The following is a 7,671-nucleotide window of genomic DNA, read 5'->3' on the forward strand; positions in this document are numbered from 1 at the left end:
ATGGAATTCAGTGTGTACTTCTTCGCCGCGGACGACCGGCAGACCCCGCGCGACCGGTACCGGTTCATCCTCGATGTGGCCCGGTTCATCGACACGCGCGGCTTCCGGGCGATCTGGGTCCCCGAACGCCACTTCCAGGAGTTCGGCGGGAGCTTCCCCAACCCCTCGGTGCTGGCCGCGGCCATCGCCGCCGTCACCGAGCGGATCGAACTGCGGGCCGGCAGCGTGGTCGTACCGCATCACCACCCCGTGCGGATCGTCGAGGAGTGGGCCCTGGTCGACCAGCTCTCCGGCGGCCGGGTGGGGTTGTGCCTGGCCACCGGCTGGCACCGCGGGGACTTCGTGTTCCAGCCGGGCCACTTCGCCGACCGGCGTGAGTACACCCTCGCCGGCATCGACACGCTGCGGGCCCTGTGGCGTGGGGAGACGGTCTCCTTCCCGGGACCGGACGACGGCACGCTGCCCGTGCGCACCTTCCCCCGCCCGTATCAGCCGGAGCTGCCGTTGTGGCTGGTGCACACCTCCAACCCGGGCACCTGGCTGGAGGCCGGTCGCCGCGACCTGGGCGTCCTGACCCTGCTGGACAGCTGGGAACGGCTCGCGGACAACATCGCCGCCTACCGCAAGGCCCGTGCCGCCGCGGGACTCGACCCGGCGGCCGGCATGGTCACCGTCGGCATGCACACCTACCTCGGTGACGACGAGGGCCACGTGTGGGAACTGGTGCGCGATCCGGTACGGCGCTACCTGTCGACGTTCCTCACGCAGAAGCGGAGCGACGACAGTGCCGCCGCCATGTCCGACGCGGAGCAGGAGCAACTGGCCACGCTGGTGGCCCGGGACTTCTACGACCGGCGCTCCCTGCTCGGCACCCCGCGCAAGTGCGCCGAGGTGGTCGAGCGGCTGGCGGGCATCGGCGTGGACGAGGTGGCGTGTCTGGTCGACTTCGGGCTGCCGTTCCCAGAGGTGCTGGCCGGACTGCCACGCCTGGACGCCCTGCGCCGCGCCTGCGGAGCGTCCCCCGGGCGCACCGATCCGCCGTCGCCCGCGCGCCGGTTGGGTGGCTACTACGACCAGTGAGCCGCCGTCGGGACGCGACGGTGCCCCGCCGCTCTAGCGGGGCACCGGATCCTCGAATCAGCCGGCCTGCTCCACCAGCAGTTTCACCACCGATTCCCGGGAGGTCTGGAAGAAGAAATGGTCACCCGGTAGCACGTTGCGGGTGAATTTCCCTGACGTGTGGACCTCCCATGCCTCCAGATCGGAAATTCTGCATTCTGTGTCCGATTCCCCTCCGAATACCGACACCGGGCATTCCAGCGGGGATTCCGCATGGTATTCGTAGGTTTCCTCGACGGTCACGTCCGCGCGCATGGCGGGAACGTACACCTCCTGCATTTCCGCATCGGCCCGCAGGGCGGCCGGAACGCTGTGGCAGCGTGCGTCGAGGGCGTCCAGGAAGCGGTCCACCGGCAGGTCGTGGATGGGTGCGTAGCGGGGCGGGAGGTGCGGTGCGGGCTGTGCGCTGACGGCGAGCAGGGCGGGCAGCCGGCCGTGCTCACGGCGCAGCCGGCGGGCCACCTCGAACGCGATCAGCGCCCCGGAACTGTGCCCGAAGAGGGCGAAGTCACCGGTCAGCGCCGCGGCGCAGGCGGCGGCAGCCGGGCCGGCGAGTTCGCTCATCGACGTGGCGAGCGGCTCCCGGCGGCGCACCTCGCGGCCGGGCAGGCGCAGCATCCACAGCTCGACGTCGGCCGGCATCAGGTCCGCCAGGCCGTGGTACGCGGCGGTTCCGCTGCCGGCCCACGGCACCGCGAGAACGGTCAGCCGGGGACGGGGTCTGCGCCCGGCGCGCAGAAACCAGCGGCCGGGATCCAGCTGAAGTTGAGTCATACGGCGAAATGATAGAGCAGCTCGGTCGGGCAGCGGTCAAGCGTCCGGGAATTTCTCGTGCGGTTTGTCGGGCAACTGTTCACCGGTGTGGCGAGAATTGCGTCAGAATCGTCCGGAGGCTATTGAGCGGCCGGATCGTTGCGGCTAGTGTCGGGTTCCGTCCGAGGTTCACGAAACCCTGTGCGGTTTTCTGCCGCCGGAGGAGGAATTGCCTCATGCGCGCTCACAGCAGTGACGTCGACGTGGACCGGAACGCCCCGTCGACCCTGCACGGCCTGGCGCTGGCACAGGCCCGGCAGCGGCCGGACGCCGTCGCCGTCCGCCACGCCGGGCGCGCCACGACGTACCGGGAACTCGACGCCCGCAGCGCGGCCCTGGCCCGAGTGCTCCTCGAGCACGGCCTCGGCGCAGGCGAGCTGGTCGGGGTGTCCATGGCGCCCAGCGACCACATGGTGGTCGCCGTGCTCGCCGTGATGCGGGCCGGAGCGGCCTACGTCGCCGTCGATCCCGCCTACCCCGAGGAGCGCATCCGGTTCATCCTGGCCGACAGCGGCGCCCGTACGGTCCTGGTGGACGAGGCGTCCGCCTGGGTACCGGACCTGCTCGACCTGGCCGGCCTGCGGGCGGACCGGGCCGTCGAGCCGCACCGGCAGCCCGCGCTGCCCGAGGTGGATCACGACCAACTGCCGTACCTCATCTACACGTCCGGCTCCACCGGCCGCCCCAAGGGCGCCATGAACCGGCACTCAGGCGTCACCCTCACCATGCGCGCCCTGGCCGCCGCGATCGGCCTGGACCACACCGACCGGGTGCTCCAGGTGTCGTCGCTCAACTTCGACCTGTCCGTCATCGAGATCTTCGCCACCTTCGCGGCCGGCGGCACCGTCGTCGTACCGCGCGAGGCGGACCGTACCGATCCCGGCGCGCTGTTGGACCTGCTCGTCGCCGAGTCGGTGACCGTGTGGTCGTCGGCGCCGGCCCTGCTGCGTCCGCTCACCGACACCGCCCGGCGACGCGTCGGTACCCTGCCCGAGTCGCTGCGCACCGTGGTCCTCGCCGGCGACCGCTTCCCGCCAGCCATGGCCGCCACTCTGAGCGAACTGGGCCCTGCGGTACGGGCGTTCAACGTAGCCGGCATGACCGAGGTGTCGTGCTGCAGCACCGTGTACCCGGTGCGCAAGGAGGACGCCGAGAGGGACGCGATCCCCTGGGGGCACACCCTGCCCGGCCACACCGCCTACGTCCTCGATGAGGAGGGCCGCCCGGTAGCGCAGGGCGAGCGTGGCGAGCTGTACATCGGCGGAGCGGGCGTGGGGCAGGGCTACTGGCGGCGCCCGGAACTGACCGAGGAGCGGTTCCTGCCCGACCCGTTCGCGAAGACACCGGGCGCGACCATGTACCGCACCGGAGATCTCGCGGCCTTCAGGCCGGACGGCGGCATCGACTTCTTCGGGCGGCTGGACGGACAGGTGAAGATCCGGGGTGTCCGGGTGGAGACGGGCGAGCTGGAGGCCTCGCTGGAGCAGCATCCGGACATCCGCGAGGCCGTTGTCGTGGCCCGGCACCCCCGCGTCGGCGAGGGCTTCCTGGTCGGGTACGTGGTACCGGAGCCCGGTCGGCTGCTCACCGCGGCCCAGTGCCGCGACCACCTGGCCCGGACCGTCCCCGCCCATTCCTTGCCCGGACGGTTCTTCTTCCTCTCGGGGATTCCGCTGCTGCCGAACGGCAAGGCGGACCGCTCGGCCCTCCCCTTCCCCGAGGACCCGGCCCCGCCCGCCGCCGACGGCGCCGGACCGGACGACGCCCTGGTGAGCGCGGTGATCCGGGTCTGGGAGGAGGTCCTGGGCCGTCAGGGGATCGGCGCTCACGACGAGTTCAGCGAGATCGGCGGGCAGTCGCTCGCCGCGATGGAGATCGTCGGCCGTGTCCGCGAGGGCTGGGGAGCCGCCACCGGTCTCGCGGCCTTCCTCGACCACTCGACACCTTCGCGCTACGCGACGCACCTGCGCGCGGCCGGCGCCACGGCGCCCGAGAACTGACACAACTGTACGTCCCAACCAAGGAGAGGCATTCCCCGATGACCGCACCCACCGCCATCCCGGACGCCGAGCGGGAGATCGTCACCCGGATCGGCGCCTACTACGAGAAGGACGGCATGGCCGCGGACCGCGGCGAGGTGATCGGCTACCTGCTGATCTCCGAGCCGGCCCGGCAGCGCGCCAGCGAGATCAGCGCCAAGCTCGGGATCCCCCGGGACGCGGTCGACAAGATGTCCGACCAGCTGGTTCCGGCCGGGTTCTTCATCCGTGAGGAGGCCGAGGAGGGCGACTACTTCCTCACCCTGCAGGACGCCACCTGGCCGCGGGTCATCCAGCACACCTTCCTCAGCTGGCCGACCTTCCACCAGACCATGGCCGACGGCCTCAAGGCCCTGGAGGCCGAGGGCGCCTCCGCGCAGCGGCTCGCCCGGCTGCGGAACATGGAGAAGCTGTTCCGCTACCTCGCCGCCGAGATGCCCGCCCTCTGGCACCGCTACGAGAAGTCCGCCGCCGCTTGCTGACCGGCCCCGCAGGGCGGGCCACACGGACAAGGGGGAGTTCACCGATGCAGACACCGGCTCCGGTCACCCGTCCGGCGGTCGATCCCAGGTGGGTGCTCCGCCCGGAGCCCCGGGACACGGCCGTACTGCGGTTGCTGTGCGTGCCGTACGCCGGCGGCGGCACGGCCGTCTTCCACGGCTGGGCGGCGCGGCTGCCCGACTGGATCGACGTATGGCTGCTGCGGCTGCCCGGCCGTGAGGTACGGCTGCGGGAGGAACCCCGCACCGACCTGCTGGGCTTGGCCCGGGAGGCCGCAGCCGCCCTCGCGCCCGCCCTGCACGGTCCGTTCGCGCTGTTCGGGTACAGCCTCGGCGCCCTCATCGCCTTCGAGACCGCCCGGGGGCTGCGCCGCGCGCACGGCCTGGAACCCTCCCTGCTCACCGTGGCCGCTCGCGCCACCCCGGAAATCCCGCAGGCCGGGCACATGTCCCACCTGCTGTCCGACGACGAGTTCCTCGACGTGCTCGACCGGCGCTTCGGGGCTGTGCCTCCCCAGATCCGCCGGGATCCGGAGATGCGCGCCCTGTATCTGCCGGTGCTGCGCGGCGACATCACCATGCTGGAGACGTACCGGTACCGGGCCGAACGGCCGCTGCGGTGCGCGATCACCGCGCTGACCGGCAGCACGGACCGGGAAGCACGTGAGGAGGACATGCGCGGCTGGCGCCACCATGGCACGGCCGGCTTCACCCAGCACACCTTCCAGGGCGGTCACTTCTTCCTCCAGGAGCACCGGGACGCCCTGCTCGACCGGCTGGCTCAGGATCTGGCGCGCACGGTGGTGCCCTGACGGACCCTCTTCACCCATCAGGGGGGCGGAGGTTCCGTTTGTGTTGTGTGTTCAGTAAGTTCTGAATAGGCTGAACGGCATGGCTATCACACACGACGAAGCGGTGCGCTTCGCCGAGGACGTGGCCCTGTACTTCGAGCAGGACGCCGGACTTCCGAGGATCTCCGGACGCGTCATCGGGTGGCTGCTGATCTGCGACCCGGCCGAGCAGACGGCCGGTCAGCTTTCGGAGACCCTGGGCGCGAGCAAGGCATCGATCTCGACGTCGACCCGTCAGCTGATGCAGGCGGGTCTGGTGGAGAAGGTGTCGCTTCCCGGAGACCGGCGCACGTACTACCGGATCAACGACGAAGGCTGGGTCAACTCGGTGTTCGAGCGGCTGGCCGCTGTCACCCACATCCTCAAGGTGCTGGACAAGGGCAACGCGCTCCTCGCGCACGACCCCCCGGCCCGCCGGGCGCGGCTGGAGAACGTGGCCGACCTGTACCGATGGATGCAGAGCGAACTGCCGCCGCTGCTCGCCAGGCACCGCGAGCACCGGCATCACGATGGAGGAACGACGTGACCTTATCGGCGATCGAGACGACAGGTCTCAGTAAGCGGTATCCCGGCGGCCGCGGCGTCGCGGACCTGGATCTCACCGTGCAGCGCGGGGAGGTCTTCGGCTTCCTCGGCCCGAACGGGGCCGGGAAGACGACGACCATGAAGATGATCCTGGACCTCATCCGCCCCACCTCGGGCACCATCCGGGTCCTCGGACTCGACCCCGTCACCCAGGGTGCGGAACTACGGGCCCAGATCGGCTACCTGCCCGGCGAACTCGTCCTCGAAGGCTCGGAGAACGTGGGCGAGATGCTCGGATTCTTCGCCCAGTTACAGGGGAACGTCGACCCCGCCTGGGTGGACGAACTCGCCGGGCGGCTGGAACTCGACCGCTCCCGCAAGGTGAAGAGCCTGTCCAAGGGCAACAAGCAGAAGGTCGGCATCGTCCAGGCCTTCATGCACCGGCCCGCGCTGCTCGTCCTCGACGAGCCCACCAGCGGCCTCGACCCGCTGATGCAGCAGGTCTTCCTCGAGCTCGTCGGCGAGGCCAAGGAGGGCGGCCAGACAGTCTTCATGTCCTCGCACATCCTCAGCGAGGTCCAGGAGGTCGCCGACCGCGTCGCCATCATCAAGGACGGGCGCCTCGTCACCGTCAGCACCGTGGAGTCCCTCCAGCGGCAGGCGGTCAGCCAGGTCGAGATCCATTTCGGGGAGCCGTTCCGGACCGAGGACTTCACCGGACTGGAGCACGTCGGCGCAGTCCGGGCGGAGGACCGCATCCTGCGCTGCGTGGTCGACGGCAGCGTCGACGCCCTGGTCAAGCAGGTCGCCCGCTACCGGGTCGAGGCGCTGTTCTGTCACAAGCCCGACCTGGAAGCAATCTTCATGGACGAGTACGTCAAGGAAGGCGCCTCCGTTGTCCAGTGACCTTCCCGTCTTCGCCAAGGCGATGCGCGACCAGCGCCGCGCACTGCTGATGTGGCTGCTCGGCGTCGCCGTCGTGATGGCCATCTACACCTCCTCCTACGCGCAGGTGAAGAAACAGGGCAACGCCCTCGATTCGATCCCCTCCGGCATGGCGGGCGCCATGCACTTCGATGACCTCACCAGCGGCGCCGGCTTCCTCGAAGGCACCGTTTTCGGCCTGCTCGGACCGCTGCTGATGCTCATCTTCGCCATCTCCACCGGCACCCGGGCCATCGCCGCCCAGGAGCAGTCCGGCGTGCTCGATCTGTACCTCGCCTACCCCATCACCCGCCGGCGCCTCGGACTGGAGCGGTTCGGCGCCCTGTTCACCGCGGTGCTCGTCCTCACGCTGCTGATCGCGGTGGAGGTGGCCGGGCTGGCATCCTCCCAGGACATGCACGTGCCGGCCGGCCACGTCATCGCGGGCGCGGTCCAACTCGGGCTGTTGGCCCTGTTCTTCGGCGCCCTCGCCCTGTGCGTCGGCGGCGTCACCGGCAACCGCGCCGTCACGCTCGGCGCCACCAGCGCGGCGGCAGTCGGCTCGTACATCGTCAACGCGATCGCCTCGCAGATCGACGGACTGCACTTCCTGCAGCGCATCACGCCCTTCTACTGGGCCCAGGGCACCCGCCCGCTGCGGGACGGCTTCGACACCGTCGGCGTGATCGTCCTGCTCGCCGCCACCGCGGCCGTCCTGGCCGTCGGCATGCGGTCCTTCTCCCGCCGCGACATCAACACCTGAGCCGTGGCGCGCACGACAGCCTGACCACGCACCCCCGTTCCACCGCCCTGCCGGGGCTGGCGCGTCGGTCCGATCCCGCCTCTGCCAGGTGGGAGGCGGTGACCGCGATCGAACNGCGTGACCAAGTGGTCGATCTG

The 7,671-nt window shown here is 70.5% G+C and carries 8 protein-coding genes; 7 read left to right on the forward strand and 1 reads right to left on the reverse strand.

Going from position 1 to position 7,671, the window contains the following annotated elements; translation table 11 throughout:
* Positions 1 to 1,080, forward strand: a complete 1,080-nt coding sequence (locus AC067M_RS13215; protein ID WP_478697101.1) for a MupA/Atu3671 family FMN-dependent luciferase-like monooxygenase — start codon at positions 1 to 3, stop codon at positions 1,078 to 1,080.
* Positions 1,081 to 1,137: 57 nt separating this feature from the next.
* On the opposite strand, the gene AC067M_RS13220 is transcribed toward AC067M_RS13215, so the two are convergent.
* The gene (locus AC067M_RS13220; RefSeq protein ID WP_478697102.1) at positions 1,138 to 1,812 is read right to left on the reverse strand and encodes a thioesterase II family protein; all 675 of its coding nucleotides are present in this window, start codon (positions 1,810 to 1,812) and stop codon (positions 1,138 to 1,140) included.
* A gap of 296 nt (positions 1,813 to 2,108) precedes the next feature.
* Here AC067M_RS13220 and AC067M_RS13225 point away from each other — a divergent pair, with 296 nt between their 5' ends.
* The 6 genes from AC067M_RS13225 (at position 2,109) to AC067M_RS13250 (ending at position 7,534) form a co-directional block, all read left to right on the forward strand.
* A complete protein-coding gene (locus tag AC067M_RS13225; RefSeq protein ID WP_478697103.1) occupies positions 2,109 to 3,932 on the forward strand; it encodes a non-ribosomal peptide synthetase in 1,824 nt (607 codons plus the stop codon).
* A 38-nt stretch (positions 3,933 to 3,970) separates the two neighbouring features.
* On the forward strand, positions 3,971 to 4,453 hold the full coding sequence (locus AC067M_RS13230; RefSeq protein ID WP_478697104.1) for a hypothetical protein: 483 nt from the start codon (positions 3,971 to 3,973) through the stop codon (positions 4,451 to 4,453).
* A 44-nt stretch (positions 4,454 to 4,497) separates the two neighbouring features.
* Positions 4,498 to 5,283, forward strand: a complete 786-nt coding sequence (locus AC067M_RS13235) for a thioesterase II family protein (protein ID WP_478697105.1) — start codon at positions 4,498 to 4,500, stop codon at positions 5,281 to 5,283.
* A 79-nt stretch (positions 5,284 to 5,362) separates the two neighbouring features.
* Positions 5,363 to 5,848, forward strand: coding sequence for a GbsR/MarR family transcriptional regulator (locus tag AC067M_RS13240; RefSeq protein ID WP_478697106.1), 486 nt, complete (start codon positions 5,363 to 5,365; stop codon positions 5,846 to 5,848).
* Positions 5,845 to 6,753 carry an ABC transporter ATP-binding protein gene (locus AC067M_RS13245; RefSeq protein WP_478697107.1) on the forward strand — a complete coding sequence of 303 codons (909 nt, stop codon included), beginning with the start codon at positions 5,845 to 5,847 and terminating at the stop codon, positions 6,751 to 6,753. The genes AC067M_RS13240 and AC067M_RS13245 overlap by 4 nt, the downstream gene beginning before the upstream one ends.
* Positions 6,743 to 7,534, forward strand: coding sequence for an ABC transporter permease subunit (locus AC067M_RS13250; RefSeq protein ID WP_478697108.1), 792 nt, complete (start codon positions 6,743 to 6,745; stop codon positions 7,532 to 7,534). The genes AC067M_RS13245 and AC067M_RS13250 overlap by 11 nt, the downstream gene beginning before the upstream one ends.
* The last annotated feature ends 137 nt before the right edge of the window (positions 7,535 to 7,671 follow it).

Source organism: Streptomyces sp. NPDC043427 (genome assembly GCF_056436655.1).